Origin of the sequence: Streptomyces sp. NPDC058758 (assembly GCF_042746075.1) — a bacterium.
Classification (GTDB): domain Bacteria; phylum Actinomycetota; class Actinomycetes; order Streptomycetales; family Streptomycetaceae; genus Streptomyces.
In genome coordinates this window covers 87,666-113,723 of the sequence record NZ_JBHYPS010000009.1, presented here as the reverse complement: position 1 = coordinate 113,723, position 26,058 = coordinate 87,666, and the positions used below count along the sequence as shown (strand labels likewise).

The 26,058-nt window shown below is 75.3% G+C and carries 24 protein-coding genes and 8 tRNA genes; 13 read left to right on the top strand and 19 right to left on the bottom strand.

Annotation, left to right across the window (positions count from 1 at the left end):
* Positions 1-25 precede the first annotated feature (25 nt).
* The gene (locus ACFW6A_RS14465) at positions 26-589 is read right to left on the bottom strand and encodes an HIT family protein (RefSeq protein ID WP_386485396.1); all 564 of its coding nucleotides are present in this window, start codon (positions 587-589) and stop codon (positions 26-28) included.
* Positions 590-654: 65 nt separating this feature from the next.
* On the opposite strand from ACFW6A_RS14465, the gene ACFW6A_RS14460 reads away from it, so the two are divergent.
* Positions 655-1,347: a potassium channel family protein gene (locus ACFW6A_RS14460; protein WP_351848264.1), complete on the top strand. Its 693-nt coding sequence runs from the start codon at positions 655-657 to the stop codon at positions 1,345-1,347.
* A 69-nt stretch (positions 1,348-1,416) separates the two neighbouring features.
* Here the strand turns inward: ACFW6A_RS14460 and thrS are convergent, their stop codons facing one another.
* From thrS to ACFW6A_RS14445, 3 genes are all read right to left on the bottom strand, one after another.
* Positions 1,417-3,402 carry a threonine--tRNA ligase gene (gene thrS / locus ACFW6A_RS14455; protein WP_351848267.1) on the bottom strand — a complete coding sequence of 662 codons (1,986 nt, stop codon included), beginning with the start codon at positions 3,400-3,402 and terminating at the stop codon, positions 1,417-1,419.
* 111 nt (positions 3,403-3,513) lie between these two features.
* On the bottom strand, positions 3,514-4,815 hold the full coding sequence (locus ACFW6A_RS14450) for a hypothetical protein (protein ID WP_386640761.1): 1,302 nt from the start codon (positions 4,813-4,815) through the stop codon (positions 3,514-3,516).
* Positions 4,815-5,381 (bottom strand): DUF4365 domain-containing protein, encoded by a 567-nt coding sequence (locus ACFW6A_RS14445; RefSeq protein WP_351848274.1) that lies wholly within the window; start codon positions 5,379-5,381, stop codon positions 4,815-4,817. Before ACFW6A_RS14445 ends, ACFW6A_RS14450 begins: the two co-directional genes overlap by 1 nt.
* A gap of 121 nt (positions 5,382-5,502) precedes the next feature.
* Here ACFW6A_RS14445 and ACFW6A_RS14440 point away from each other — a divergent pair, with 121 nt between their 5' ends.
* Positions 5,503-6,231: a 3'-5' exonuclease gene (locus ACFW6A_RS14440; protein ID WP_351848276.1), complete on the top strand. Its 729-nt coding sequence runs from the start codon at positions 5,503-5,505 to the stop codon at positions 6,229-6,231.
* Positions 6,232-6,288: 57 nt separating this feature from the next.
* Here ACFW6A_RS14440 and ACFW6A_RS14435 read toward each other — a convergent pair.
* Positions 6,289-6,360: transfer RNA gene (locus tag ACFW6A_RS14435), tRNA-Val, on the bottom strand.
* A gap of 45 nt (positions 6,361-6,405) precedes the next feature.
* Positions 6,406-6,852: an SRPBCC family protein gene (locus ACFW6A_RS14430; protein ID WP_351848279.1), complete on the bottom strand. Its 447-nt coding sequence runs from the start codon at positions 6,850-6,852 to the stop codon at positions 6,406-6,408.
* Positions 6,853-6,932: 80 nt separating this feature from the next.
* On the opposite strand from ACFW6A_RS14430, the gene ACFW6A_RS14425 reads away from it, so the two are divergent.
* Positions 6,933-9,377 (top strand): SCO7613 C-terminal domain-containing membrane protein, encoded by a 2,445-nt coding sequence (locus ACFW6A_RS14425; RefSeq protein WP_386640758.1) that lies wholly within the window; start codon positions 6,933-6,935, stop codon positions 9,375-9,377.
* A 62-nt stretch (positions 9,378-9,439) separates the two neighbouring features.
* On the opposite strand, the gene ACFW6A_RS14420 is transcribed toward ACFW6A_RS14425, so the two are convergent.
* Both ACFW6A_RS14420 and ACFW6A_RS14415 read right to left on the bottom strand, forming a co-directional pair.
* Positions 9,440-9,514: transfer RNA gene (locus tag ACFW6A_RS14420), tRNA-Val, on the bottom strand.
* 54 nt (positions 9,515-9,568) lie between these two features.
* Positions 9,569-9,991 (bottom strand): TIGR02611 family protein, encoded by a 423-nt coding sequence (locus tag ACFW6A_RS14415; protein WP_351848284.1) that lies wholly within the window; start codon positions 9,989-9,991, stop codon positions 9,569-9,571.
* A 189-nt stretch (positions 9,992-10,180) separates the two neighbouring features.
* Here ACFW6A_RS14415 and ACFW6A_RS14410 point away from each other — a divergent pair, with 189 nt between their 5' ends.
* Together ACFW6A_RS14410 and ACFW6A_RS14405 are read left to right on the top strand one after the other, a co-directional pair.
* Positions 10,181-10,594, top strand: a complete 414-nt coding sequence (locus tag ACFW6A_RS14410) for an SsgA family sporulation/cell division regulator (protein ID WP_030493555.1) — start codon at positions 10,181-10,183, stop codon at positions 10,592-10,594.
* A gap of 192 nt (positions 10,595-10,786) precedes the next feature.
* Positions 10,787-11,344 carry a CGNR zinc finger domain-containing protein gene (locus ACFW6A_RS14405; RefSeq protein ID WP_351848286.1) on the top strand — a complete coding sequence of 186 codons (558 nt, stop codon included), beginning with the start codon at positions 10,787-10,789 and terminating at the stop codon, positions 11,342-11,344.
* 34 nt (positions 11,345-11,378) lie between these two features.
* Here ACFW6A_RS14405 and ACFW6A_RS14400 read toward each other — a convergent pair whose 3' ends face one another.
* Positions 11,379-11,561: a hypothetical protein gene (locus ACFW6A_RS14400; RefSeq protein WP_043228112.1), complete on the bottom strand. Its 183-nt coding sequence runs from the start codon at positions 11,559-11,561 to the stop codon at positions 11,379-11,381.
* Between the two features lie 132 nt (positions 11,562-11,693).
* The gene (locus tag ACFW6A_RS14395) at positions 11,694-12,119 is read right to left on the bottom strand and encodes a hypothetical protein (RefSeq protein WP_351848289.1); all 426 of its coding nucleotides are present in this window, start codon (positions 12,117-12,119) and stop codon (positions 11,694-11,696) included.
* 191 nt (positions 12,120-12,310) lie between these two features.
* Here ACFW6A_RS14395 and ACFW6A_RS14390 point away from each other — a divergent pair, with 191 nt between their 5' ends.
* Positions 12,311-12,823 (top strand): DsbA family protein, encoded by a 513-nt coding sequence (locus ACFW6A_RS14390; protein ID WP_351848292.1) that lies wholly within the window; start codon positions 12,311-12,313, stop codon positions 12,821-12,823.
* A 35-nt stretch (positions 12,824-12,858) separates the two neighbouring features.
* Here ACFW6A_RS14390 and ACFW6A_RS14385 read toward each other — a convergent pair whose 3' ends face one another.
* The 3 genes from ACFW6A_RS14385 to ACFW6A_RS14375 are packed head-to-tail and all read right to left on the bottom strand — an operon-like array spanning position 12,859 to position 15,651.
* A complete protein-coding gene (locus ACFW6A_RS14385) occupies positions 12,859-13,698 on the bottom strand; it encodes a GNAT family N-acetyltransferase (protein ID WP_351848295.1) in 840 nt (279 codons plus the stop codon).
* Positions 13,699-13,741: 43 nt separating this feature from the next.
* Entirely contained in the window at positions 13,742-14,572 is an 831-nt protein-coding gene (locus ACFW6A_RS14380; protein ID WP_351848297.1) for an aminodeoxychorismate lyase, read from the bottom strand.
* Positions 14,569-15,651 carry a chorismate-binding protein gene (locus ACFW6A_RS14375; RefSeq protein ID WP_386485336.1) on the bottom strand — a complete coding sequence of 361 codons (1,083 nt, stop codon included), beginning with the start codon at positions 15,649-15,651 and terminating at the stop codon, positions 14,569-14,571. The genes ACFW6A_RS14380 and ACFW6A_RS14375 overlap by 4 nt, the downstream gene beginning before the upstream one ends.
* A 233-nt stretch (positions 15,652-15,884) precedes the next feature.
* Here ACFW6A_RS14375 and ACFW6A_RS14370 point away from each other — a divergent pair.
* The 6 genes from ACFW6A_RS14370 (at position 15,885) to ACFW6A_RS14345 (ending at position 16,453) form a co-directional block, all read left to right on the top strand.
* A tRNA-Gly gene (locus ACFW6A_RS14370) sits at positions 15,885-15,957 on the top strand.
* A gap of 39 nt (positions 15,958-15,996) precedes the next feature.
* Positions 15,997-16,070: transfer RNA gene (locus ACFW6A_RS14365), tRNA-Cys, on the top strand.
* Position 16,071: 1 nt separating this feature from the next.
* Positions 16,072-16,143 (top strand) — tRNA-Val (locus ACFW6A_RS14360).
* A 34-nt stretch (positions 16,144-16,177) separates the two neighbouring features.
* Positions 16,178-16,252: transfer RNA gene (locus ACFW6A_RS14355), tRNA-Val, on the top strand.
* Positions 16,253-16,279: 27 nt separating this feature from the next.
* Positions 16,280-16,354 (top strand) — tRNA-Val (locus ACFW6A_RS14350).
* A 27-nt stretch (positions 16,355-16,381) separates the two neighbouring features.
* Positions 16,382-16,453: transfer RNA gene (locus tag ACFW6A_RS14345), tRNA-Val, on the top strand.
* 131 nt (positions 16,454-16,584) lie between these two features.
* Here ACFW6A_RS14345 and ACFW6A_RS14340 read toward each other — a convergent pair.
* The 3 genes from ACFW6A_RS14340 to ACFW6A_RS14330 form a co-directional block, all read right to left on the bottom strand.
* Positions 16,585-16,860 (bottom strand): zf-TFIIB domain-containing protein, encoded by a 276-nt coding sequence (locus tag ACFW6A_RS14340; protein ID WP_351848303.1) that lies wholly within the window; start codon positions 16,858-16,860, stop codon positions 16,585-16,587.
* A 45-nt stretch (positions 16,861-16,905) separates the two neighbouring features.
* The gene (locus ACFW6A_RS14335; protein ID WP_351848306.1) at positions 16,906-17,865 is read right to left on the bottom strand and encodes an aminoglycoside phosphotransferase family protein; all 960 of its coding nucleotides are present in this window, start codon (positions 17,863-17,865) and stop codon (positions 16,906-16,908) included.
* A gap of 175 nt (positions 17,866-18,040) precedes the next feature.
* Positions 18,041-18,208 carry a hypothetical protein gene (locus ACFW6A_RS14330; RefSeq protein WP_189949504.1) on the bottom strand — a complete coding sequence of 56 codons (168 nt, stop codon included), beginning with the start codon at positions 18,206-18,208 and terminating at the stop codon, positions 18,041-18,043.
* Positions 18,209-18,713: 505 nt separating this feature from the next.
* Here ACFW6A_RS14330 and ACFW6A_RS14325 point away from each other — a divergent pair.
* Positions 18,714-19,883: a serine/threonine-protein kinase gene (locus ACFW6A_RS14325; RefSeq protein ID WP_351848309.1), complete on the top strand. Its 1,170-nt coding sequence runs from the start codon at positions 18,714-18,716 to the stop codon at positions 19,881-19,883.
* A 71-nt stretch (positions 19,884-19,954) separates the two neighbouring features.
* On the opposite strand, the gene ACFW6A_RS14320 is transcribed toward ACFW6A_RS14325, so the two are convergent.
* The 3 genes from ACFW6A_RS14320 to cobT form a co-directional block, all read right to left on the bottom strand.
* A complete protein-coding gene (locus ACFW6A_RS14320; protein ID WP_351848311.1) occupies positions 19,955-20,773 on the bottom strand; it encodes an RNA methyltransferase in 819 nt (272 codons plus the stop codon).
* A gap of 92 nt (positions 20,774-20,865) precedes the next feature.
* Positions 20,866-22,098 (bottom strand): uroporphyrinogen-III C-methyltransferase, encoded by a 1,233-nt coding sequence (gene cobA, locus ACFW6A_RS14315; RefSeq protein ID WP_386640752.1) that lies wholly within the window; start codon positions 22,096-22,098, stop codon positions 20,866-20,868.
* A 212-nt stretch (positions 22,099-22,310) separates the two neighbouring features.
* Positions 22,311-25,892, bottom strand: coding sequence for a nicotinate-nucleotide--dimethylbenzimidazole phosphoribosyltransferase (gene cobT / locus ACFW6A_RS14310; protein WP_386640749.1), 3,582 nt, complete (start codon positions 25,890-25,892; stop codon positions 22,311-22,313).
* Positions 25,893-26,058: the final 166 nt, after the last annotated feature.

The window sequence follows — 26,058 nt, the reverse complement described above, 5'->3', positions numbered from 1 at the left end:
CGGGGCCGTACGGAGGGGAGACGGCTCAGACCGTGGCCGGCCAGGCGTCGGCCAGCATCTTCCGGGTGTCGGCCAGGAGCTGCGGCAGCACCTTGGTGTGGCCGACGACCGGCATGAAGTTGGTGTCCCCGCCCCAGCGCGGCACCACGTGCTGGTGCAGGTGCGCGGCGATCCCGGCGCCCGCGACGGCGCCCTGGTTCATGCCGATGTTGAAGCCGTGGGCGCCCGAGGCCGCCCGCAGCGCGACCATCGCCCGCTTGGTGAAGTCGGCCAGCTCGGCCGTCTCCGCCGCGTCCAGGTCCGTGTAGTCGGCGACGTGCCGGTACGGGACGACCATCAGGTGCCCGCCGTTGTACGGGTACAGGTTGAGGACCGCGTACACGCTCCCGCCGCGGGCGATGACCAGGCCGTCCTCGTCGGACTTCGCCGGGATCGAGCAGAACGGACAGCCGTCGTCGGCCCCCGGTCCGGTCGGCTTGTTCTCCCCCTGGATGTAGGCCATCCGGTGAGGCGTCCACAGGCGCTGGAACGCGTCCGGCGCCCCCACTCCGATCTGCTGTTCCGGCTCAGTCGTCATGCTGTGCAGCATATTGCGTCGCCCGTTCGGAACGTGTCGGCGGGGCGAGGGAAGCCGCCCCGGGTGATCCTGTTCCGATGAGCGAAAGGCCCCCGAAACCGCCCCGTCAGGAACGCTGGGACCGCCGCATGGAGCTGCCGCTGGCCGTGGCCTCCGCCGCCTTCCTCGCGGGATACGCGGTCCGGGTCCTCGCCCGGGACCACCTCCCGCAGCTCGGCGTCGACCTGTGCATGGGGGTCATCGCGGCGGCCTGGGCGGTCTTCGTGGCCGACTACGCGGTACGGCTCCGGCTCAGCGGCCAGCACCCCCTCCGCTTCGTCCACACCCACCTCCTCGACACGGTCGTCCTGCTGCTGCCGCTGCTGCGACCGGTCCGGATGGTGGCCCTCTACGACCGGGTCCAGCGCCGCCGGGGCCAGCCGCGGCTCAGCCTCTACGCCCGCGTGATGGTCTACTCCGGGCTCTCGGTCTCCCTGCTCGGCTTCACCGCCGCCCTCACCGTCTACCACCACGAGGCCGACGCTCCCGGGGCCACGATCCTCACCTTCGGCGACTCGGTCTGGTGGGCCTGCTCCACGCTGGCGACGGTCGGCTACGGCGACGTGAGCCCGGTGACCCCGATCGGCCGGGTGGTCGCGGTCGGCCTGATGGCCTGCGGTCTGGCCCTGCTGGGCGCGGTGACGGGTTCGTTCTCGTCCTGGCTGATCCAGGCGTTCACCCGCGAGGACGAGAAGCCGGGGAACGGAGGGCCGCCGGCGCCGGGAGCGTAGGCGCCGGGGAGCGCGGGGAACGGGGAAGGCCCCCGGGAATTCCCGGGGGCCTTCCGGCGCGCGCGGCCGTCAGACCTGGACGCGCTCCTCGACGATCTTGGCGATCTTGGCGATGGCCTCGTCGGCGGGGATGCCGTTCTCCTGCGAACCGTCGCGGTAGCGGAAGGAGACGGCGCCGGCGGCCATGTCCTCGTCACCCGCGATGATCATGAAGGGGACCTTCTGCTTCTGCGCGTTGCGGATCTTCTTCTGCATCCGGTCCGAGGAGGAGTCGACCTCCACCCGCAGGCCCTGCTTCTTCGCCTTGGCGGCGAACTCCTGAAGGTAGCCGACGTGCGCGTCGCCGATCGGGATGCCGGTCGCCTGGACCGGGGCCAGCCACGGCGGCATGGCGCCCGCGTAGTGCTCCAGGAGCACCGCGAAGAACCGCTCGATCGAGCCGAAGAGCGCGCGGTGGATCATGACCGGGCGCTGCTTGGTGCCGTCCGGGGCGGTGTACTCCAGGTCGAAGCGCTCCGGCAGGTTGAAGTCGAGCTGGACGGTCGACATCTGCCAGGTGCGGCCGATGGCGTCCCGCGCCTGCACCGAGATCTTCGGGCCGTAGAAGGCGGCGCCGCCCGGGTCGGGGGTGAGCGGCAGGCCCTGCTTCTCGGCGACCTGCTGGAGGACGGCGGTGGCCTCCTCCCACACCTCGTCGGAGCCGACGAACTTCTCCGGGTCCTTGGTCGACAGCTCCAGGTAGAAGTCGGTCAGACCGTAGTCGCGGAGCAGGTTCAGGACGAAGGTGAGGGTCTTGTCGAGCTCCTCCGCCATCTGCTCGCGGGTGCAGTAGATGTGCGCGTCGTCCTGGGTGAAGCCGCGGGCCCGGGTCAGGCCGTGCACGACGCCCGACTTCTCGTACCGGTACACGGTGCCGAACTCGAACAGGCGCAGCGGCAGCTCGCGGTAGCTGCGGCCGCGCGCGTCGAAGATCAGGTTGTGCATCGGGCAGTTCATGGGCTTGAGGTAGTAGTCCACGCCCTCGTCGAGCTGCATGGGCGGGTACATGCCCTCGGCGTACCAGTCCAGGTGGCCCGACTTCTCGAACAGCTTGCCCTTGGTGGCGTGCGGCGAGTAGACGAACTCGTAGCCCTCCTCCTCGTGCCGCTTGCGCGAGTAGTCCTCCATGACCCGGCGGATGATGCCGCCCTTGGGGTGGAAGACGGCGAGGCCGGAGCCGATCTCGTCCGGGATGGAGAAGAGGTCGAGCTCGTTGCCCAGCTTGCGGTGGTCGCGCTTCTCGGCCTCGGCGAGGAAGTCGAGGTGGGCCTTCAGCTCGTCCTTCGACGGCCAGGCGGTGCCGTAGATGCGCTGGAGCATCGGGTTCTTCTCGCTGCCGCGCCAGTAGGCGGCCGCGTTGCGCATCAGCTTGAACGCCGGGATGTTCCGGGTGGTGGGCAGGTGGGGACCGCGGCAGAGGTCCTTCCAGCACAGCTCGCCGGTCTTGGCGTCGAGGTTGTCGTAGATGGTCAGCTCGCCGCCGCCCACCTCGACGTTCGCGCCGTCGGTGCCGTCCTCCACGGCCGCGGAGCCCTTGATGCCGATGAGCTCCAGCTTGTACGGCTCGTCGGCGAGCTCCTCGCGGGCGTCCTCGTCGGAGACCACGCGGCGGGCGAACCTCTGCCCCCGCTTCTGGATCTCCTGCATCTTCTTCTCGATGGCCTTGAGGTCCTCGGGCGTGAACGGCTTCTCGACGTCGAAGTCGTAGTAGAAGCCGTCACGGACCGGCGGGCCGATGCCCAGCTTGGCCTCGGGGAAGAGCTCCTGCACGGCCTGCGCCATCACGTGCGCGGTGGAGTGGCGCAGGATGTCGAGGCCGTCCGGGGAGGAGATCTCGACGCCCTCGACGAGGTCGCCCTCGGCGAGCTCGTACGAGAGGTCCTTGAGCTCGCCCGCGACGCGGGCGGCGATGACGGTGCGGTCGTCGGCGAACAGGGCGCCGGCCGTGGTGCCCGCGCTCACCGTCCTCTCCTCTGGTCCCGAGGCGGTCTGGACGGTCACACGGACTTCGGACACGGGTACTCCATGCATCGGGGCGCTGGCAGACACGAGGTGCCGGCGCCGGCGGGGCGCGGCAGAGACGAGGTGCCGCGTCCCCTCGATCTTACGGGCCCGGCCGCGCCCCGCTCACCGCTCCTCCTCCGGCCCGCACGCCTCCTCGAAGAAGTCCGCTTCCCCGTCGCTCCCCTGGAGGGACTTCATCAGCCGGTCCCGCTCCGCCTCGTCCACCTGCACCGCGACCACGCCGGAGGCGCCGGTGAGGCGGCGGAAGCCGCCGCGGCTCTCCAGCCGGCCGACGACCCGGATGGGAAGACCGACGAGATGGGCGTGGCCCGCGGTGCGGTACGCCTCCTCGTCCAGGGTGACCCGGACGTGGCCGACGTCCGCGCCGCCGAGGACCCGGAGCCTGACCCGGCCCTCGCCGCGCGGCCCGGAGCGGCGCATCCGGACGACGGCACCGGTGAGGCGCACCGGCACGGAGGGCTCGTCCGTGAGGTAGCGGGCGCTCGCCTCGCGCAGCGCGGGCAGGTCACCGGGCGAGAACTCGACGGGCTCGGGCCGGGCCGCGCAGCCTTCGGGGACGCCGGCGGCGGGCGCCCACGCGAGGGCGACGCGGGCGCCTTCGGTCCCCCGGACGAGGGCGATGAGCGCCTCGGTGAGCTCACGGCTCACACCGGCCCCGACGGCGGAGTCGAAGGCCTCCATGCCGCCGGTGGCGCGCTGGTAGTCGACGGCCTCGCGGGCGGCGTGCAGGGCGTGGTACAGCCGCACGGCGACGGGGCGGCCGGGCGGGACGGGCAGGAAGGCGGTGAGGGCGCGGCCGCCGGGGTCGGTGCCGACGACGACGGGTTCGAGGGCGGCCCGGGCGGCGGCCCGATGCCGGGAGCCGTGGTAGCCGGCCCGTCCGCGCACGGCGAGGGCGCCGGCGAGGAGGATCTTGCGGGCGGCGGAGCGCAGCTGTTCCTGTACGGGCCAGGGCACGGTGCCGGCCGGGCCCGGGGGCACCTCGCGCCACCAGCGGACCTCGTCACTGGGCACGGCGAGGCCGGTGAGGACCTCGCGGGCGGAGGGCGTGGCGCTGCGGGCGAGGGCGGTGAGGGCCTCGCCGATCAGGTCCTCGCAGTCGGGGAAGGCGAGGGTGTCGGGGACGAGGAGGCTGGTGCCGCCGCTCCCCGGTCCGCTCCCGGGCGGTGTCCAGCGGCCGTAGCGGCCGGCGGCCCCGCCCCGGCGCTGCCAGCCGTGCCGGGCGAGGAGGGCGCCGAGGACGCGCGGGTCGACCCGGCCGGGGTCGGGCACGCCGTCGCCCGGCGCCGCCCAGCCGCCGGTGTCGGCGGGGGGCACCGGGTGGGGGCGGTGGGGCGGCGGGACGGGACCGCGCCCGGCCCCGTCCCCCGCCCCGGGTCCGGGTTCGTCGATCGGTCGGTGCATCAGGGTCTCCCTCCCCGGCCGACCCGGGTCATGATCTCGCAGAGCGCCCGGTCGTCGAAGATCCGTGCCGTGGGGACGCGCACGGTGGTCCGGCGGCGTCCGGTGACCGGGTGCCCGGCCAGGTTCATCCAGTAGCAGCAGTGCCGCAGGTCGAGCCGGTCGTGGCTCGCCCTCAGCCAGTCCTCCGGGTCTCTCGGAACGATCATCACGACCAGGATCTTGTGCACCGCCACGGGGGTCCGGGCCAGTTTCACCAGGTGGTCGTTGTCGAGGGTGAAGGGGAAGGTGCTCCCCGTGGGTCGGGCCGACAGCTGGTAGGTGCACTTGAGCTGCACCTTGATGGTGACCTCGTCGTCGACGGTGTGTCCGGGCGAGCCGTGGCTCACGTGCCAGTCGACGCCGTTGTCCGGGAAGGGCTGCCCGAGCGAGCAGCCCGCCGCGGCGGCGACGGCGTGCAGGTATCCCACCTGGAGGGTCTCCATGCAGGCGGTGGTGGCGAGTGAGCCGCGTGCCGGGGCCGCCCGCTGGGGCGGCAGCCCTCCCGACTCGGGCTGGGCGAGCGCCATGTGAACGTCCTTCCCCGTCCCCTGTGTTGTGACCGGTCCGCGTACGGCGCAAACAGTCCGGGTATCACCGCTTCGGGGCAGGGGGTTGGCCATCTGCCGCGCGGGTGCGAGGAGTTCGGGTATGACGACGAACTGGTACGAAGGGCCCCTGGCCGCTTTCGACACGGAGACCACCGGAGTGGACGTCGAGCAGGACCGGATCGTGTCCGCCGCGCTCGTCGTCCAGGACGCGGCCGGGGCGCGGCCCCGGGTGAGCCGCTGGCTGGTCAACCCGGGCATACCGGTGCCGGAAGGGGCCACGGCGGTGCACGGGCTGACGGACGATCACCTCCAGCGGAACGGCCGGTGGCCGTCGCCCGTCATGGAGGAGCTGGGGCGCGCCCTGGCGGAGCAGAACGCGGCCGGCCGGCCGCTGGTGGTGATGAACGCGCCGTTCGACCTCACCATCCTGGACCGGGAGCTGAGGCGCCATCGGGCGTCGACGCTGGGCCGGTACCTGGAGCACACCTCGCTGTGCGTGCTCGACCCGCGAGTCCTGGACAAGCACCTGGACCGGTACCGCAAGGGCCGCAGGACGCTGACCGACCTGTGCGCGCACTACGAGGTGGAGCTGGCGGGGGCGCACGACGCGGCGGCGGACGCCACGGCGGCGCTGGAGGTGGTGCGCGCGGTGGGGCGGCGGTTCGCGTCCCGACTGGAGCGGCTGTCGCCGGCGGAGCTGCACACCCTCCAGGCGGTGTGGCACGCGGCGCAGGCGCGGGGCCTCCAGGCGTGGTTCACCCGGCAGGGGACGCCGGAGCTGGTGGATCCGGCGTGGCCGCTCCGCGCGGAGCTGCGCAAGGCGGCGTGAGGAGGGCCGGAAAAGGCCGAGGCCGGTCCGTCGCGATGACGGACCGGCCTCTCCCGGTGGGCGATACTGGGATCGAACCAGTGACCCCTTCGGTGTGAACGAAGTGCTCTCCCGCTGAGCTAATCGCCCGGGAACGGGTTGAACCATACAGGGCTTCCGGGCCGGGCTCCAAATTCATTCGGAGCGCAGGTGGGCGGCGAGTCCCCGTCTCCCGCCGCGCATCATCAGCGCGTGGTTGGCGCGGAAGAAGGGGCGGCCGGGGACGGCGAGGAGGCGCAGCGGCCGGGCCCTGACCTCCACCTCCTGCTCGTACAGGGCGCGGGTGCCGGCGCCGTCGGCGGTGAGGGTCCAGCGGACCCGGCCCTCCAGGTCGCCGTCGAGCCGGACCTCCAGGACGCCGGCCGCCGGGTCGTGGCGCAGGGCGCGGACGGTGACCTCGATGTCGTACGGGAGCAGGGAGCGGAAGCGGGCGGTGCCGCTGGTGTCGTCGCGGGGGACGACGGCGCGGACCTGGGGCCACCAGAGGGGGTAGTCCTCGGCGCGGGCGAGGACGGCGTAGACCCGGTCGGGCGGGGCGGCGAGCCGCCAGACGCTGCGGAAGCGGTACCGGCACCAGTCCATGGGTCCAGTGTGGGTACTCGGGCCGGATCTGAGTAGCAGCGCGCATTCCCCGTGCGGGGGCGCGGCGCGACACTCCGGGCATGGACACGAACCCGCCCCCCGTCGAGGAGCTGCGGCGCGTCGACGCCGAACTGGCCCGGCTCGACGCGCGCCGTGCCGAGCTGCTGGCCCGGCGGGCCTGGCTGCTGGGCGTGCTGTACGCGCCGCCCGCCCGGCCCGCCGCCCCGCCGTTCCCGGGGGCCGTGACCCCGGCGGAGACCTCGCCGCGCGGCGCGCAGAACGTGCTGCTGACCCTGGGCGGGACCCTGCTGGCCATCGCCGCGCTCGCGTTCACGCTGGTGAGCTGGGGCTCGATGGGCATCGCGGGGCGCTCGGCGGTGCTGCTCGCGGTGACCTCGGCCGCGCTGGCGGCGCCGGCGGTGCTGCTGCGCCGGGGGCTGGCGTCGACGGCGGAGGCGGTGGGGGCGCTGGGTCTGGTCCTGACGGTCCTCGACGCGTACGCCCTGCACCGGGTGGCGCTGCCGGGGACGGACGGGCTCGGCTACGCGGCGGTCGCCTCGGCGGTCCTGGCGGGCCTGTGGGCCGGGTACGGCGGGCTGCTGCGGCGGCTGCGGCTGCCGTTCCCCGCGGCGGTGGCCGCGGCGCAGCTCCCGCTGCCGCTGGGCGTGCTGGCGGCGGGCGGCGGTCCGGCGGCCGTGGCGTGGGCGGCGGTGCTGACGGCGGCGGCGGACGTGCTGCTGCTCGGCCGCCCGGTGCGGGCGGAGGCGCGGATCGCGGCGGGGGCGTCGGCGGGCGTCCTGGCGGCCTGGGCGCTGCCCGTCGGCACCTGGCTCTCGCTGACGAGTCCGTGGACGGGTGCGCCGCTGCTGCTCGGCTGCGCCGCGCTGTGCCTGTACGCGGCCCGGGCGGTCCGGCCGGCGGCCTCGGCGCTCGCGGTGGTGGCCGGTCTGGCGGCGGTGGCGGCCGTGGGCGGACCGCCGCGGGCCGCGCTGCCCCCGGAGTGGACGGTGCCGGTGTACGCGGTCTGCGGGCTGGCCCTGGCGTCACTGTGGCGTCCGGTCCGCGCGGGGTGGATCCCGGGGGCCGTGCGGGCCGGGTTCGGGCTCGCCGGGGGCGGGGTCGCGGCGGTCGGCGTGCTGTGGGCGCTGCCGCCGGTCCTGGCGGGCGTGCTGGGGCCTGCGGACCGGAGCGCGGGGCTCTGGTCGGGGAGGCACGCCGCGCCGGTGCTCGCGGACCATCCGGCGACGGCGGTCCTGGTGCTGCTGCTCGGCGCCGTCGCCGCGGCGACGGCGGGAGGGGTCTGGGGCCGGTGGGGCGCGGTGGCGCTCGGGTGGGCGCTGCTGACGGCGCTGCCGGTCGCCCTGGAGCTGTCGTACGCGGCGGGGCTCGCCGTCCGGCTGGTGGCGACGGCCGCGGCGCTCGGGCTCGCGGTGCGGCCCGGCGCGGCGGCCCGTGGCCTGCCGGAGCCCGAGCCGGAGCCCGCGCCCGGGTCGGTGCCGGAGCGCCCGGAGGGCGCCTGGGGCGCGTCCTGGACGGCGGGGGCCGCCGTGCCGGCGGCTCCGCCGGCGCCGGGTGCGCTGCTGGGGTGGACCGGTCTGGCGGCGGGACTGGCCTCGGCGGGTTCGGCGCTGCTCCTGGCGCTGGACGTGCGGGCGGCGACCTTCGTGGTGCTGGGCGTGCTGCTGGCGCTGTTCACGGCGGCGGCCGTGCTCGGCGCCGGGGCGGTCCGCGAGACGGCGGCGGGTGCGGCGGTGCTCGCGGCGGCGGGCCTGGCGGGGGCCGGGGCCGCGGCGGCCGGGCTGTCCGCGGCCGCGGCGGGGCTGGTGCTGCTGCTCGTGCCGGCGGGCACGGCGGCCCTGGCGGTCCGGGTCCGGTCGGTCGCGGCGGAGCCGACCGGAGTGGCGGTCGGCGCCCTGGGGGTGGCGCTCACGGTGCCGCGGCCTGCGGTGCTCGCCCTGGCGCTGGCGCTGGGCGGGGTGGTCGCGGCGGCGACGGCGCTGCGGCCGGAGCGGCGCCGGCCGGCCTCGTGGACGGCGGGAGCGCTGTTCCTGGCCGCGGCCTGGGTGCGGCTGGCGGTCTGGGGCGTGTCGGTCCCGGAGGCGTACACGCTGCCGGTGACGGTGCCGGCGCTGGTGGTGGGCCTCCTGCGGCGGCGCCGGGATCCGGAGGCCTCGTCCTGGGCCGCGTACGGCCCGGGGCTCGCGGTGACGCTGGTGCCGGGCCTGGCGGCGGTGTGGTCGGACCCGGACTGGGTGCGACCCCTGCTGCTGGGGGCGGGGGCACTGGCGGTGACGCTGCTCGGGGCACGGTTCCGGCTCCAGGCGCCGCTGGTGCTCGGCGGGACGGCACTGGTCCTGGTGGGGGCGCACGAGCTGGCGCCGTACGTGGTGCAGCTGGTCGGCGCGCTGCCGCGCTGGCTGCCGCCGGCGGCGGCGGGCCTGCTGCTGCTCGCCGTGGGGGCGACGTACGAGCGGCGGCTGTGCGAGGCGCGGATGCTGCGCGAGCGGCTGGCCCGGATGCGGTGAGCCGGGGCCGGAACGTGCCGAGGGCCCGGAGACAGTGGTCGTCTCCGGGCCCTCGGGCCGGGTGGTGGGCGATACTGGGATCGAACCAGTGACCCCTTCGGTGTGAACGAAGTGCTCTCCCGCTGAGCTAATCGCCCCGGCGCACCGCAAACATTACCGCATGTCAGCGGGGCTTCCGAACCATCCCCGGGTCATTCGTCGATCTTCCAGGGCATGACGATGCCGAACTTCCAGAGGTACCAGCCGAGCAGGGCGGCGATGATCACCAGGCCGATGACGGTGAGGGTGATGTTGCGACGCCGGACCTTGGGGTCGAGGGCGCGCTGGGCGGCCTCGGTGACCTTGCGCTTGGTCCAGCGGAGCACGATCTGCGCCCAGACGAACTCGGTCGCCCAGATCGCCATGCCGGCGAAGATGACGAGCCAGCCGGGCCCGGGAAAGACGAGCATCAGGATGCCCGCCACGATCACGGCGAGTCCGACGATGAAGACGCCGACCTGCCAGCTCAGGTGCAGGCCCCGGCGGGCCTTGATGAACTCCGGGGCGCGGGATCCCAGTTCGGCCTGCTCGGCGGGCTGGGGCTCAGGGGTGCGCTCGTCACTCTCCGCATTCATGGGGCCAATTTACCCGACTCACCAGCCCCACCGGTATGGCGGTATTACCCAAAGTTACATACCGCCGTCCGAGCTACCTGAACGATCACAAAACCGACAGAGGGGTTTACAACGGCACCGGAGGTGGCATGTCGATTTCGCCGACGTGCGAATCCCCGAGCGCACACTGAGCGAAAGGCCCTGGCGCTTATGAACACCGTGGTGAGCTGCGAGCTGCACCTGCGCCTCGTTGTGTCGAGCGAGTCCTCACTGCCTGTACCCGCGGGCCTGCGGTATGACACGGCGGATCCGTACGCCGTGCACGCCACCTTCCACACCGGAGCCGAGGAGACGGTCGAGTGGGTCTTCGCCCGCGACCTTCTCGCCGAGGGGCTGCACCGGCCCACCGGCACGGGCGACGTCCGGGTCTGGCCTTCCCGTAGTCACGGCCAGGGAGTCGTCTGCATCGCGTTGAGCTCGCCCGAGGGCGAGGCCCTGCTCGAGGCCCCGGCGCGGGCCCTGGAGTCGTTCCTCAAGCGGACCGACGCCGCGGTGCCACCGGGCACCGAGCACCGGCACTTCGACCTCGATACCGAGCTGTCCCACATCCTGGCCGACAGCTGAGCCAGGCCACAGACCGCACGGCGCCGTCCGACTCGGGGCGACGGCGCCGCGCGGGCAGCCACGACCGCTCGACCTCAGGCGCTCCTCACCACGCAGCCGGCGTGGTGAAGGGCGCCGTCGCGCTTTTCCGGGGCGCGCTAGAGTCGTCTCCCATCCGCGGGCGCCCGCCCGCGGCCGGCCAGGGAGCGAAGCGTGCTCATCCCCCACGACACCCGGATCGCCCTCGACACCGTCGTCGATCTGATGAACACCGCCGCGCAGGGCGACCGTGAGGACACGCTCGCGGACCTCGACGCGCTGGGCGTCTTCGTGCGCGAGCACCGGATCAGCGACGTGGGCGAACTGGACGCCGGGGACCTGCGGGCCGTCCGCGAGGTGCGCGACCGCTTCGCCGCCGTCTTCTCCGCCCCCGACGCGCGGATCGCGGCCCCGCTGATCAACCAGCTGGTGGCCGCCGCGGGCACCACCCCGCAGCTCACCGACCACGACGGCTACGACTGGCACGTGCACTACTTCGCGCCGGGCGCCTCGGTCGCCGACCACCTGGCCGCCGACTGCGGGATGGCACTCGCCTTCATCGTCGTCTCGGGCGAGCGCGAGCGGCTGCGCCGGTGCGAGGCGCCGGACTGCGGCCGCGCCTTCGTCGACCTCTCCCGCAACCGCTCCCGCCGCTACTGCGACAGCCGCACCTGCGGCAACCGGCTCCACGTGGCCGCCTACCGGGCCCGCCGCAAGGAGGCCGGCGGCTGATCCCGCCGCCGGGCACCACCGGCCGGAGCGCGCCTCACAGCACGTAGAGGTCGTGCAGGGCCGCCATCAGGAGGAGCGCCCCGATCACCGCCAGGAAGATCATCAGCGGTGGCTGCGACAGCGCGAAGAGACAGCCCCTCGGCTCGTCGAGCGGGGGGTCGGCGGCGGGGGCGGACTCGGCGGAGGCGGGGGCGGGTTCCCGCGAGGTTTCCAGCATCTCGGGGGGATGATCGCGCACCGCGCGCCCCGGAAAGACCGGAAACCGCCCCCGCGCGGGGCGGTTCATCCCTTCCCGTGGATCTCCGGATCAGAGCCCGGTCGAGGCCCGGCAGGCAACGGCCAGAAGCGGTCAGATTCCGTGCTTCTTCAGAATCGCCTCGATGTCGCTGAAGTCCTCGGCGTCCCCACCGCGCGCCGGTCTGCCCGCCGCGGGCCGGGCCAGGGCGTCCCGGGCCGGGGCCGGGGCACCGGGCGCGACCGCCGCGGGCTCCGCTCCCCCGCCGGCCGCCTTCCGGCCGCCCCTGCGCCGCTCGACGCCCCGGGTCGTCAGCAACAGCAGCCAGGCGGCCCCGAGCACGCCGAAGCCGGCCCAGGCCACCGGGCTGAAGACGGTGTCGAAGGCCCATTCGACGGCCCCGGTCATCACCAGGCCCAGCGGCACCAGCGACCAGCCGGCGACCCGGGCCGCGGAGAGGTACTTCTTCCGGTACGCCGTGATCGCGGCGATGCCCAGCCCCGCCGCGGACAACGCGGAGCAGATGGTCTCGGCGAGCATGCGATCCTCCAGTTCCCGGGTGGCGCGTCCCTTCCATCCTGCACCGGCACCGGCGCCGGGGGCCACGCCCACGGCGCCGTCTCAGGGAGATCTCCGGGTCGTCCCGGACGGGATCTCCTCCTCAGGTCCCGGTCGGGCCCCGTACGGTGCCGATGGGGGTCCCGGGCGGCGGGACTGGAAGACTGCCGGTCATGAGTGATTCCACCACCGCACCCTCCCCGGTCGTCCTGGAGGCGTGGTTCGACCTCCAGTGCCCGGACTGCTTCCAGGCCCTCGACGACCTCCACGCGCTGCGCGCGCGGTACGGCGACCGGCTCGACGTACGGCTGCGCCACTTCCCGCTCGCCAAGAACAAGCACGCCTACGCCGCCGCCCAGGCCGCCGAGGAGGCGTTCGACCAGGGACGGGGCTGGGCCTACGCCGAGGCCCTGCTGGCCCGGACCGCCGACCTCGCCGAGCGGGGCGAGCCGGTGCTCCTGGAGGTCGCGGCCGGACTCGGCCTGGACGCCGAGGAGTTCGACACCGCGCTGATCGACGGCCGTCACCTGCTCACGGTCGACGCCGACCAGGCCGAGGGCCAGGCCCTCAAGGTCACCGGCACCCCGACCTACCTCATCGGCGGGGAGCGCCTCGACGGCGGCAAGAGCCAGGAGGGCCTGCGCGCCCGGATCGAGGAGATCGCCGACCGCCTGCTGGCCGGCTGACCTCCGTCCCGTCCGGGAAGCCCGGCACCGGGCCCTCAGAGCAGCGGCTTGGAGCTGTTGACGTGGGTGGTCCGGTAGCCGAGCGACTCGTACAGCCGGATCGCCGGGGTGTTGCCCGCGAAGACGTGCAGTCCGAGCAGGGTCTCCCCGGCCTCCCGCACCACGCGCTCGGCGAGCAGCATCAGCGCCCGGCCGTAGCCCTTGCCGCGCTGCTCCGCGACGACCTCGACGTCGTACACGTACCCGGCGCTCACGCCCGGCTCCAGCTCCCGCACGCCGGTCCAGACGTGGCCGACGACCCGTCCGCCGGCGACGGCGACGTGGATCGCCGTGCCGGGGCTGGCGAGCCCCCGGGGCAGCAGCTCGCGGTGGCTGGCCTCCGCCTTGGCGCGGGCCTGGTCCTCGGGGACGCCCCGGTCGGTCCAGCTCCGCGCGAAGGCCTCCCTGGCCGCGGCCTCCCAGACCGTGAACTCCTCCTCGGTCATGGGCCGCACCTCGACGCCGGGCGGCGGCACGGGCGCCGGGCCGGTGAGTTCCTTGAGCATGTTCCGGCTGCGCTCGGCGTAGCCGAGGGCGCGGGCCAGGGCGAGTGCGGCGGCCGCTCCGGCGGGCACCGATATCGACACGTCCGCGCAGCCCCAGCCGCGCAGCACCTCCTCGGCGGCGAGGGCGGCCACCGTGCCCCGGCCCCGGCCGCGGTCCGGCTCGTCGACCCGGAGCCGTTCGACCAGTCCCGCCGCGGCTCCGAAGTTCGGATCGGTGGCGACGCGGACGGAGCCGACCCGGCGGCTGTTCACGCAGATGTCGTAGGTGCGCGAACGGCCGCCGTCGGCGGAGTGCTGAAGCGGCTCGGTCGGCCGCAGGGTGGTGGTCATCAGGGGTGTTCTACCCATCCGGGGGGTCCCCCGTCATCCGGATTCAGCCGAGCACGGGGTCCCGGTCGGCGGCGGCCCGCTCCTCGAAGATCCGCATGGCCTTGGCGGTGACCGGGCCGGGGGCGCCGGGAAGTTCGCGCCCGTCGACGCGGTGGACGGCCTGGACGTCCCGCAGGGTGGAGGTGAGGAAGACCTCCTCCGCGGTCTCCAGGACGTCGATCGGCAGGTCGGTCTCGACGGCGCCGGTCCACTCGGCGGCCAGCGCGCGGGTGATGCCGGCAAGGCAGCCGGAGGAGACGGGCGGGGTGTGGATCCGGCCGTCGAGCACGACGAAGACGTTGGAGCCGGTGCCCTCGCAGAGCCGGCCGGCGGTGTTGCCGAAGAGGGCCTCGGTGGCGCCGGCCTCCTTCGCCCGGGCGAGGGCGACGACGTTCTCCGCGTACGAGGTGGTCTTCAGGCCCGTCAGGGCGCCGCGCTCGTTGCGGGTCCAGGGGACGGTGACCACGGCGGTGGTGTCGGGGCGGCGGGAGGTCCCGCCGACGGCGACGACCAGGCCGGGGCCGGCGTCGCCGCGCTCCGAGCCGAGCGGGGAGAGGCCGCCGGTGTACGTGATGCGGAGCCGGCCGAGCTCCAGCGGGTTGGCCTCCAGGACGGCGGCGCAGGCCCTGCGGACCTCGTCGAGGTCGGGGTCGGGCAGGCCGAGGCCGCGGGCGGACCGGGTCAGCCGCTCCAGGTGGAGGGTGAGGGCAAACGTTTCACCGCGCTCGGCCTTGACGGTCTCGAAGACACCGTCGCCGACGGTCAGTCCGTGGTCCAGGACGGAGACCCTGGCGGTCTCCTCGTCGTGCAGCCCGCCGTTGACCCAGATCTTCATCGAGAGATGGCCTTTCCGCTCGCCCCCGCGACGTCGCTGTCCGGGGCGCCCGACTCGTAGGCGCCCGACGCTATCGCGACCAGGCGGGCGGCCTTCAGCTCGGTCTCCTCCCACTCCCGCTCGGGGTCGGAGCCCCAGGTGATCCCGGCGCCGGTGCCGAAGCGCAGGACGCCCTGCGCGCGGTCGATCCAGAAGGTGCGGATGCCGACGGCCAGCTCGCCGTGGCCGCTGTCGGCGTCCACCCAGCCGACGCCCCCGCAGTAGGGGCCCCGCGGCACGGTCTCCAGGGCCTCGATGATCCGCAGGGCGCTGGACTTGGGGGCGCCGGTGACGGAGCCGGGCGGGAAGGTGGCGGCGAGCAGCCCGGGCCAGCCCTCGTCCTCGCGCAGCACCCCGCTGACGGTGGAGACGAGGTGGACGAGGCCGGGGTGCTCCTCCAGCTCGCACAGGGCGGGCACGGCGACGGAGCCGGTCTCGCAGACGCGGCCGAGGTCGTTGCGGACCAGGTCCACGATCATCACGTTCTCGGCGTGGTCCTTGGGCAGCAGGTCGGCGGCGGTCCGGCCGGTCCCCTTGATGGGGCCGGAGGAGACCCGGTCGCCCTCGCGCCGGAGGTACAGCTCGGGCGAGGCGGTGGCGATCTCCACGCCGTGCGCGGGCAGCCGGATCGTGCCTGCGTACGGGGCGGGGTTGCCGGCCGCGAGCAGCGCGGTGAGGGCGTCCACGTCGGCCGCGGCCGGATCGGGCAGCGGCGCGCTCATCACCCGGCAGAGGTTCGCCTGGTAGACCTCGCCGCGCGCGATGTGCTCGCGTATCTTCCGCACGCCGGCGGTGTACGCGGCGCGGTCGAGCGACGACGTCCAGTCGCCGGGGCGTGGGCCGGCCCACGCGCCGGGGACGGCGGGGGGCACCGGCGCCTTGCGGACGTCTCCGAAACGGGCGCAGGTGAGCCGGCCCTCGAAGTCGGCGCAGACGGCCCAGAAGCCGGTGGAGTCCAGTGCCCCGGGATCATGGGTGACGTCCCGGAGGTCGGTCGCGACGAGGCCGCCGAAGCGGGCCAGGGGAGCAAGGTCGTACACGCAACGAGTCTAGGTCGGGTCGTCCCGGGCCACGGGGCGCGCGGGCGACGGGGGCTCCCCGCGACCCCGGGGACACGGCGGGTGAACACCGTTCGAACCCTCCGGGAGCCCGCGCCGGGCGCGGCGAAGGGCGCGCAGGTCAGCACGCTGCGGAAACGCGTTTTTGTACTGGCCCCGGAATCCGCTAGAGTTCAACACGTCGCCGGGACGCGCAAGCGGGCCGGAACCGACAAGCGGACGTGGCTCAGTTGGTAGAGCATCACCTTGCCAAGGTGAGGGTCGCGAGTTCGAATCTCGTCGTCCGCTCGATGTGGGGGATCTTCCCGAACCCCCGTATTCACTCCTGGTGGAGTGGCCGAGAGGCGAGGCAACGGCCTGCAAAGCCGTCTACACGGGTTCAAATCCCGTCTCCACCTCCAAGGACGATTAGCTCAGCGGGAGAGCGCTTCCCTGACACGGAAGAGGTCACTGGTTCAATCCCAGTATCGTCCACTGGACCTTCGGGTCCCGGATCCCCGGATCCCCCGCGCGATTAGCTCAGCGGGAGAGCGCTTCCCTGACACGGAAGAGGTCACTGGTTCAATCCCAGTATCGCGCACCACATCCCCCGCACCTTCGGGTGCGACCCGCGCGATTAGCTCAGCGGGAGAGCGCTTCCCTGACACGGAAGAGGTCACTGGTTCAATCCCAGTATCGCGCACCACATCCCCCGCGCCCTCGGGTGCGACCCGCGCGATTAGCTCAGCGGGAGAGCGCTTCCCTGACACGGAAGAGGTCACTGGTTCAATCCCAGTATCGCGCACAGGAAGAGGAAGCCCCCGCCCGCACCTGCGGACGGGGGCTTCGTCGTCGTGCCGGACGGACCGGCGCGCACTCCGGCCGGGCCCGCGCACCCCGGCCGGGTCCGCGCACGGCGGGCCCGGCCGGAAGGGCTCAGGAGGAGAAGAGCATCCGGCCGAAGCCGCGCTGCCGGTAGTGACCGCCGTGGTGGCCGCCGTGCGGGGCGCCCCAGGCGGGCGCGGCGGGAGCGGGCTGGGCCGGGTAGGCGGCCGGCGGGGCGGGCGGGGCCTGCCACTGGGACTCCAGGCGGGTCAGGGCCTCCAGCTCGCCGTAGTCCAGGAAGATCCCGCGGCAGCCGCTGCACTGCTCGATCTGGACGCCGTTGCGGTTGTACGTGTGCATCGCCGCGTGGCACTTGGGACACTGCATGCTCGGCTCAACTCCCCTGCTTGCCGTTCGAATACTGGGTTCAGCTTAAGAGGACGCGGCGGAGGCGGAGCCGGTTCGGGAAAGCGCGATCCGGGCGCAGGTGTCGATCATCACTGCCTCGACCTCGTCCACCTCGCGCCCCTCCGCGGTGGACTTGGCGAGCGCGAGGGCCGCGGTCTGTACGGTCAGGGCCCGGGCGGGCAGGTCCAGACGGACCCAGGGGTCGGCGCCGGCGGCCGGGCCGCCCTCCTCCTGGTACGCGCCGAGGAAGCGCGCCCACACGTCCGCCGGGAGCAGCCCGGCGGCGAACCAGGCGGCGGGGCGGGCCAGGTCCCAGGCGGGGTCGCCGAGTCCGGCGTCGTCGACGTCGATGAGCCGCCACGCGCCGCGGAAGTCCCGGACGAGCTGGCCGAGATGGAAGTCGCCGTGGCACAGGTACGCGCGCGTGCCGCCGGCCCCCTCGCCGGAGCGGGCCCCGCCGACGGTGCGCCAGGCCGCGAGGACGGTGGCCGCTGCCGGGTGGTCCGGCGCGGTACGGAGCATCCGCTCCACGGCGAGGGCCGCCTTCGCGGGGGCGCGCGTCACGGGCAGCGGGGGGCCCGCCGGGGGCGGGGTGCGGTGGAGCCGGGCGAGCAGCCGGGCCGCCTCCTCCCAGGGGGCGGCGTCCGGGTCGCCCGGGTCGACCGGCGGCCCGTACGGCCAGAGCGTCACCGGCCGTCCGGCGACCCGGCCGGGGCGCTGTCCGGGGACCGGGGGGAGGAGGATCCCGTCGAGTTCCGGCCGGCCGGCGAGGGCGAGACGGGCCGCGTGCGGGCCGTCGTCGGTCCCGGGCGCGTGCGCCTTGGCGACGAGCCCGCCGTGCCGCACGACGGCCCCGTCCTCCTGGTCCGCGAGGACCCGGACGGTCTCCGGCCCGCACCCGCAGGCCCCCTCGCCGTGCACGGCCCGGCGGGCCGTCAGGGCGAGCGCCCCCAACACGTCACCGGTGGTCTGCGCGAGGTCCATCCGGCGAGCGTACGCGGCGCGGGGCGGAGGGCGACACCGGGTGCGGGCGCGCGGAGGGGCCGGTCGGCTCCCCGGCCGACCGGCCCCTGCGCTGTCGTCCGCCGCACCCCCGTCCCCACGGGGCTGTCGGCCGATGTCCCCGACCCGGGCCGCTCTCCCGGGTCCGGGGCGCCGCTCAGCGCCCCAGCATCACGCCCACGGACGACGCCTGTGTGACCACCGCTTCCCAGCCGCCGAAGACGACGACGAGCAGGGCCGCGAGGGGGAGGACCATGGCGGTGGCCACCAGGGGGTGACGGCGTCCCGCGGGGCGGGGGGTCGGCCGGTGTGCCGTGTGGGCCATGGTCCTCTCCTGTCGCTTCTCGGTGTTCCCGATCCGGTGCGGTGGGCGCGTGTTCCTCGGGGGACGAGAGCCGCGCCCACCGCATGACTCCACACTAGGGAGCGGGTGCGCCCGGGGCGTCATGCCCGCGTACCGGCTTGCGGGCCTACGGGAGGATGACGCCGCTCCTCCCGGCGTACTCCCCTGGGTGGAGACGGGGGCGCGCGCCTGGGGGTCTTCCCGGAGGGGACGCGCCCCGGCGTGACATGGGTCACCCGCGGCGGGGGGCGGGACGGGCCGGGGCGCGCGGGAGGGGCCCGGCGGCGGGCGCGGGACGGCGGGAGGTGCCCGGCTCCCCTGTCAAGTCCTCTGGACGACAAGGGGTGTTGGCGGGGAGAGTCGGTGCGGCACGGCTCGCCGTCCCTCTCAGCACTGACAATCGATGCCGGGGGGAGGGCGCGGCCTATGAGCACGTGGGGGCGGCACTACGTAAGCTGTGCCACGTCGAACGGACGAGGGGACGGACATGGCGATGATGCGGCTCCGGCGCGAGGACCCGCGGATCGTCGGGGCGTTCCGGCTCCACCGCAGGCTGGGCGCCGGAGGGATGGGGGTCGTGTACCTCGGCTCCGACCGCCGCGGCCAGCGGGTGGCGCTGAAGGTGATCCGGCCCGACCTGGCCGAGGACCAGGAGTTCCGGTCGCGGTTCGCCCGCGAGGTGTCGGCGGCCCGGCGGATCCGGGGCGGCTGCACCGCCCGGCTGGTCGCCGCCGACCTGGACGCCGAACGGCCCTGGTTCGCCACCCAGTACGTGCCCGGCCCCTCGCTGCACGACCGCGTCGCCGAGGAGGGTCCGCTGCGCGCCGCCGACGTGGCGTCGATCGGTGCCGCGCTCTCCGAGGGACTGGTCGCCGTCCACGAGGCCGGGGTCGTGCACCGGGACCTGAAGCCGTCGAACATCCTGCTCTCCCCCAAGGGCCCCCGCATCATCGACTTCGGGATCGCCTGGGCCACCGGCGCCAGCACCCTCACCCACGTCGGCACCGCGGTCGGCTCCCCCGGCTTCCTCGCGCCCGAGCAGGTGCGGGGCGCCGCCGTCACCCCGGCGACGGACGTCTTCTCGCTCGGCGCCACCCTCGCGTACGCCTCGATGGGCGACTCCCCCTTCGGACACGGCAGTTCCGAGGTCATGCTCTACCGCGTGGTGCACGAGGAGGCGCAGCTCCAGGGCGTGCCGGACGCGCTGGCGCCGCTGATCCGGGCCTGCCTGGCGAAGGACCCGGAGGACCGGCCCAGCACCCTCCAGCTGTCGATGCGGCTCAAGGAGATCGCGGCCCGCGAGGCGCAGGGGCTGCCGTCCGCCCGGCCGCCGGCCCCCCGCGAGCGGATGGAGGAGCGCGGCACGCTGCGGCCGACCGAGCGGTACACGGAGCGGGACGCGCCGGGCCGCGAGCCGGAGCGCGCGGCGGCCAGGGGGCGCGGCGCCGGGCCGTCCTCGCGCCCCTCGGCGCCCGCCCGTACCGGCGGCTCCCGCAACCCCCAGTCGCGGCCCGGAACCCGTCCGGGGGCCCGCTCGACGTCCACCGGGCGCCGCCCGGCCAACCCCCGGCTGCTGCGCCAGCGGCTCGTCGTCTTCGTGGTGGTGACCCTGCTGGTGGCGCTGGGCATCGCCGCCGCCCAGGCCCTCCAGGGCTGACCCCGCGCCCACGCGGAACGCCCCCGGCACGCGAAGGCGCCGGGGGCGTTTCCGGTGGCCGGGAGGGGGGCCTACGCCTCGGGGCGGCCGGCCGTGACGGCGTAGAAGGCGACGGCCGCGGCCGCGCCCACGTTGAGCGAGTCGACGCCGTGGGCCATCGGGATGCGCACCCACTCGTCGGCCGCGCGCAGCGCCTGGGTGGAGAGGCCGTCGCCCTCCGCGCCGAGCATCAGGGCGACCCGGTCCAGCCGGTGCGGGGCGGCCTCGTCCATGGAGGTGGCCTTCTCGGCCGGGGTGAGGGCGAGGAGCTTGAAGCCCGCCTCCCGGACCGCTTCGAGACCCCGCGGCCAGGTGTCCAGGCGGGCGTACGGGACGGAGAAGACGGCGCCCATGGAGACCTTCACCGAGCGGCGGTAGAGCGGGTCGGCGCAGTCCGGGGAGAGCAGGACGGCGTCCATGCCGAGGGCGGCGGCGCTGCGGAAGATGGCGCCGATGTTGGTGTGGTCGTTGACCGACTCCATGACCGCCACCCGGCGGGCTCCGGCGAGGAGTTCGGCCGCCTCGGGGAGCGGCTTGCGCTGCATCGAGGCGAGGGCGCCGCGGTGCACGTGGTAGCCGGTGACGCGTTCGGCGAGGTCGGGCTGGATCGCGTACACCGGGGCGGGGACCTCGTCGATGACGTCGCGCATGACGTCGACCCACTTGGCGGAGAGCAGCATCGACCGCATCTCGTAACCGGCCTGGCGGGCGCGGCGGATGACCTTCTCGCCCTCCGCGATGAACAGGCCCTCGGCGGGTTCGCGCCGGCGGCGCAGCTCGACGTCGGTCAGGCCGGTGTAGTCGTGGAGGCGGGGGTCGTCGGGGTCGGTGATCGTGATGAGTTCGGCCACGGGGTGATACTGCCTTGTCCGGGGTGTGGTGCCAATGCGCGGGACGGTCGGCGATGGCCTCCCGTCCCGGCGCGCGGGGGGGGTGCGGGGCGTCAGCGGGTGAGCTTGTCGGGGCCCTCCCCGACGACCGGGCCGATGACGATGACGGCCGGCGGGCGGACCTCCTCGGCCTTCACCACGTCGGCGACGGTGGCGAGGGTGGCGTCCACCCGGCGCTGGGCCGCGGTGGTGCCCTCCTGGACCAGGGCGAGGGGGGTGTCGGGGGCCTTGCCGTGGGCGACGAGCGCCTCGGCGATCTTCCCTATCTTGTCGACGCCCATGAGGATCACCAGGGTGCCGGTGAGCTTGGCGAGCGAGGCCCAGTCGACGAGCGAGCGCGGGTCGTCGGGGCCGACGTGGCCGCTGACCACGGTGAACTCGTGGGCGACGCCCCGGTGGGTGACCGGGATGCCGGCGGCGCCGGGGACCGATATGGAGCTGGAGATGCCGGGCACGACGGTGCAGGCGATGCCCTCGGCGGCGAGCGCCTGCGCCTCCTCCATGCCCCGGCCGAAGACGAAGGGGTCGCCGCCCTTGAGGCGGACGACGGACTTCCCGGCCTTGGCGTGCTCGATCAGCGCGTTGTTGATGGCCTCCTGGGCCATGAAGCGGCCGTACGGGATCTTCGCCGCGTCGATCACCTCGACGTGCGGCGGCAGCTCGTCCAGGAGGTCGCGGGGGCCGAGCCGGTCGGCGATGACGACGTCGGCCTCGGCGAGCAGCCGGCGGCCGCGGACCGTGATGAGGTCGGGGTCGCCGGGGCCGCCGCCGACGAGGGCGACGAAGGGGGTGCGGGCGCGCTGCGCGGGGGCGGCGAGGGAGCCGTCGCGCAGGCCCTCCAGGATCGCGTCCCGGACGGCGGCCGAGCGGCGCGGGTCGTGGCCGGTGAGGACGGCGACGGTGACGCCGTCGCCGCGGCCGGTGGCCGGGGTCCAGGCGGTGGCGGCCTCGGCGTCGTCGGAGCGGACGCACCAGACGCGGGCGCGCTCGGCCTCGGCGGAGGCGGCGGCGTTGGCGGCCGGGTCGGTGGTGGCGACGAGGGCGTACCAGGCGTCGGCCAGGTCGCCGTCCTCGTAGCGGCGGCGGACCCAGGTGAGTTCCCCGGTCTCGGCCATGGCCTCCACGGAGGGGGTGGCGGAGGGGGAGATCAGGGTGATGTCGGCGCCGGCGGCGATGAGGGCGGGCAGGCGGCGCTGGGCGACCGTGCCGCCGCCGAGGACGACGACGCGCCGGCCGGCGAGGCGGAGGCCGACGGGGTAGGCGGGGTGCTCGGCGTGCTGGGCCATGTGCGGGCGGCTCCTCGGGCGGGGCTGGCTCTGGGGGCCGCTGCGGCGGTGAAGCGGCTGGTGGGCGGGGGTTCGGCCCGGGCACCACGATATCGGTGACCCGGCGTGGGCACCCTGTGACCCTCGTCCCTGGGGGCCGGGGAGGGCGCGCGGGCATGGCGCGGCCCCGGTGCCGCCGCCCTCGGGGAGCGGCGGCACCGGGGCCGTACGGACTACTTCTCCGTGACGCCCGCGGAGTCGAAGGTCGCGACCTCGTGCATCGCGCGGGCCGCGCTCTGCACCAGCGGGAGGGCCAGCAGGGCGCCGGTGCCCTCGCCGAGGGCCAGGTCCAGGTCGACCAGCGGGCGCAGGCCCAGCTTGTTGAGCGCGGCGACGTGGCCGGGCTCGGCGCTGCGGTGGCCCGCGACGCAGGCGGCCAGCGACTCGGGGGCGATGGCGCGGGCGACCAGGGCGGCCGCGCCGGTGGAGACGCCGTCGAGGATCACCGGGGTGCGCAGCGAGGCGGCGCCCAGGATGAAGCCGACGAGGGCCGCGTGCTCCAGGCCGCCGATCTGCGACAGAACGCCGATCGGGTCCTGCGGGTCCGGCTTGTGCAGGTCGAGGGCGCGGCGGACCACGTCGACCTTGCGGGCGTGGGTCTCGTCGTTGATGCCGGTGCCGCGGCCGGTGACCTCGGCCGGGTCGACGCCGGTGAAGACGGAGATGAGCGCGGCGGACGCGGTGGTGTTCGCGATGCCCATCTCACCGGTGAGGAGCGCCTTGTTCCCGGCCGCGACCAGGTCGCGGGCGGTCTCGATGCCGACCTCGACCGCCGCCACGGTCTCCTCGCGGGTCATCGCGAGACCGGTGGTGAAGTCGCCCGTGCCGGCGCGGACCTTGCGGGGCAGCAGGCCGGGGGTGGCGGGCAGCTCGGTGGCGACGCCCACGTCGATGACGCAGACCTCGGCGCCGACCTGGTTGGCGAAGGCGTTGCAGACCGCTCCGCCGCCGAGGAAGTTGGCCACCATCTGGCCGGTGACCTCCTGCGGCCAGGGGGTGACGCCCTGGGCGTGCACGCCGTGGTCGCCGGCGAAGATCGCGACGGCGGCGGGCTCCGGGATCGGCGGCGGGCAGGCCCGGGAGAGGCCGCAGAGCTGCGCGGAGATGATCTCCAGCATGCCGAGCGCGCCGGCCGGCTTGGTCATCCGCTTCTGCCGTTCCCACGCCTCGCCGAGCGCCTTGGCGTCGAGCGGGCGGATGGAGGCGACGGTCTCCTGGAGCAGGTCGTGCGGCTCCTCGCCGGGCAGGGCGCGGCGGCCGTACGTCTCCTCGTGGACGACCCAGGAGAGCGGGCGGCGCTTGGCCCAGCCGGCCTGCATCAGCTCGGGCTCGTCGGGGAACTCGTCGACGTAGCCGACGCAGAGGTACGCGACGACCTCCAGGTGCTCGGGCAGGCCGAGGGCGCGGACCATCTCGCGCTCGTCGAAGAAGCTGACCCAGCCGACGCCGAGGCCCTCGGCGCGGGCGGCGAGCCAGAGGTTCTCGACGGCGAGGGCCGAGGAGTAGGGGGCCATCTGCGGCTGCGTGTAGCGGCCGAGGGTGTGCCGGCCGCCCCGGGTGGGGTCGGCGGTCACCACGATGTTGACCGGGGTGTCGAGGATGGCCTCGATCTTCAGTTCCTTGAACTGCTTCGCCCGGGCCTTCGGCAGCGACTTGGCGTACGCCTCGCGCTGTCGCTGGGCCAGCTCGTGCATGCTCTGGCGGGTCTCGGCGGAGCGGATGACGACGAAGTCCCAGGGCTGCGAGTGGCCGACGCTGGGGGCCGTGTGGGCGGCCTCCAGGACGCGGAGCAGCACCTCGTGCGGGATCGGGTCGGAGCGGAAGCCGTTGCGGATGTCGCGGCGCTCGCGCATCACCCGCAGCACCGCCTCGCGCTCGGCGTCGGCGTAGCCGGGGGCCGCCGGGCGGGGCTCGGCCTCCTCCTCGGCCTCGGCGGCGTCCTCCGCGACGACGGGGACCTCCTCGGCCACGGCCACGACGGGGATCTCCTCGGCCACGGCCACGACGGGGGCCTCGGCGGGCACCTCGGCGGCGTCGGCGAACGCCTCGGCGGGGGCCGGAGCGGCGACGGGCTCGGCCTCGGCCGGGGCGGTCTCGGGCGCGACGGGCTCGGGCGCGGCGCCGGCCTCCACGACGGTCTCCGCGAGGGCTTCGGCGGCGGGCTCCACGGCCGCTTCCGCTTCCGGTTCCGGTCCGGCTTCGGCGGCGGGCTCGACGGGGGCCTCCGCCACGGCGGGCGCCTCGGCGGCGGCGGGCTCGGCCGGGGGCTCGACGGCGGCGGCCTCGGGCTCCGCGGGCTGCTCGGCGGCAGGGGCTTCCTCGGCCGGGGTGTCCTCAGGCGCGGGCTGCGCCGGTACGTCGGCGGGCGCGGGGGTCTCCGGGGCCTCGACGGTCGGCGTCTCGGCGGCGGGCTCCTGGGCGGCGGGCTCCTCGGCGGGCTGCTCCGGGGCCTCCGCGACGGGGGTCTCGGCGGCCGGGGCCTCGGCGACGGAGGCCTCCGCCTGCGGAGCCCCGGCCTGCGGCGTCTCCGTCTCCGGCGTCTCCGTCTCCGGGAGCTCCGGGGTCTCGGCGGGCTGCTCCGCCGCGGGTTCCTCGGCGGAGGTGGTGGCCTCCGCCTCGGGGGCGACCGGCTCGGCGGGCGGCTGCCCGGCGTCCCGGGCGGCCGTCACGGCGGGCTCGCCCTCGCGCGGGGCGGGGACGAGGGCCTCGGGCGCGGTCTCGGGCTCGACGATCTCGGTGCCGGCCGGCGGGGTCGGGGCGGGCTGCGCGGCGGTCGGGACGGAGCCCTCGACCTGCACGAACTGCCCGCTCTGCGGGACGACCGTTTCTGCGGGGGCCTCGGCGGGCGCCAGGGGCTCCTGCGGCTGCGCGGCCCACGGCTCGGCGCCCTGCGGGGCCGTCTGCTGGTCCTGCGCGATGTCGAAGTACTCGGGCCCGGTGGTGGGCGGCCCCGGGTTGCGTACGGGCACGGGCGCGGGGCCCGTGGCCACCAGGTGCTCGGGGGCGGGCGCCGGGGCCTGCGGGGCGACGGGCGCCGGCGCGGCCGGGCCCCGGTCGGCGAGCGAGCGCACGACCCCGCCCGTCTCGGGCACGGGCGGGCCCATGTGGAGCGGGCGGCGCGAGGGGGCGGCCTGCGGCGCGGCCGGCGCCGCGCGGACCCCGCCGAGGTCGACGGAGCCGGAGTCGCGGCCCGCGGCCTCGTGGGCGCCGGTGTCGAGGATGCCGGGCTCGTAGCCGTGGGCGGTGGCGACGGGCTCCTGCGGGACGGCCGGGGCGAGGTGGACGCCGTGCGCCGGGGTGCCGAGCGGCGGCTGCGGGGCGAGCGGCACGCCCTGCGGCGGGGTGGCGCCGGGCAGCGGGACGCCGTGCGCCGGGGTGGCCGGGGCGGTAAGCCGGTCGGCGAGGACGAGGCCGTCGGGCAGGGGCCCGGTGAGCGGGTCCGGCAGCGGGTCGGTGAGCGGGTCGCCCACCGGGGCCGCCTGCGGCACGGCGCCCTCGGGGCCGCCCTGCGGCGGGACCGCGGGCGGGGCGGGGACGGCGACCGGCGGGGCGGGCACGGCGCCCGGGGCCTGCTCGCTCCAGGCGCCCTGGGCGCCCGGCATCAGCAGCATGTCGTCGTCCTCGGGGAGCTGCCCGGGGACGGGGCCGGAGGGGTCCAGGTAGGTGTACGCGCCCGGAGCGGGGATGCCCGGCTGCTCGACCATGCCTGCGTTCTCCGGCAGTCCCTCGCCCGGGACCTGGCCGGTGTCCGTCATGCGTACCCCTCGCCCATCGTTGTGTTCGTTCAGAGCTGCGCCCGTCAACGAGAACGAGCGCGTGCGCCGCGCGGCACGGAGGCGCGCCGACACCCATGCATTGTCGCGGCCCGCGGCCATCGTGGCAGGCGGATCCGCCACGGTGCGCTGTGGACTGCGCCACGTC